The organism is Kistimonas scapharcae (genome assembly GCF_039540975.1).
Lineage (GTDB): Bacteria > Pseudomonadota > Gammaproteobacteria > Pseudomonadales > Endozoicomonadaceae > Kistimonas > Kistimonas scapharcae.
Window position 1 is genome coordinate 1 of the sequence record NZ_BAABFL010000211.1, and the last position, 913, is coordinate 913.

General features: G+C 48.2%; 1 protein-coding gene. It reads left to right on the forward strand.

Going from position 1 to position 913, the window contains the following annotated elements; genetic code table 11:
• Nucleotides 1-840 (forward strand): LysR substrate-binding domain-containing protein (locus tag ABD892_RS10470; protein WP_345195568.1); only part of this gene is annotated, 840 nt, incomplete at its 5' end.
• Between the last annotated feature and the right edge of the window lie 73 nt (nt 841-913).

Genomic DNA, 913 nt, shown 5'->3' on the forward strand with positions numbered 1-913 from the left:
CAGAATCAGTGTTCAAGACTTACCAGAATGGGTGTTCAAGAGTTACCAGAATCGGTGTTCAAGTTGTGCCAGAATACGCAGCGCTTGCGTGAATTGCTGAACGACCCTCTATTTACACGTAACGGACAAAAATTAATTCCGACAGAACGAGCCCTGCAGCTGCAGCAATCATTACACGATCCTTTGGAAGCACTAAGAAAGCTGCTCTCACCAGAGCGCTTCAAGCCTGAGTTATGCCAACAGCGCTTCGTCATAGCCACAACCGATTATGTAATGCAAACTATCCTGCCGTTTGCATTACCCAGGATTTATCGCGAAGCACCTGGGGTTTCACTGGAATTCGTGCCATTACATCATGACAATTTGCTGACCCAACTAACGACAGGCGGTTGCGACATTGCATTATGCCGCCCAACAGATTCAGTTACCCCCTTACATCAGGAGATCTTGGGACTAGTCAGTGTTTTCTGCCTACTGTCAAAGCACCACCCACAAGCGTCCAACGCTTTAACATTGACGGACTACCTTTCCTGCCCCCATGCAATGATTGCCGTAAGTGACGGTGTAAAGTCATTAATAGATGACGCCCTGCGCGGATATCCAGAACGGCGGATGGTGCTCCGTGCCTACCATCTGGAAGCTGCCCTTGCCATTATTGAAGCCATGCCTTTGATCATCACAGTACCAGCAGATCTTGCATACCTGGCCGCCGACCAGCATCAACTGGTAATCAAGCCCCTCCCCTTCAACTTCAAGCCCTTTGATTATTCGATGATATGGCATCCACGCTGTGAACATTCTGCAGCACAGATCTGGCTTAGACATTTACTAAAACCTTAACTCCCGCTTAACGATCTGAAGAAGTAAGGCTAAATTGAATGAAGAGAGCGTCCCCTGTGCTCTTCAGGCAAAA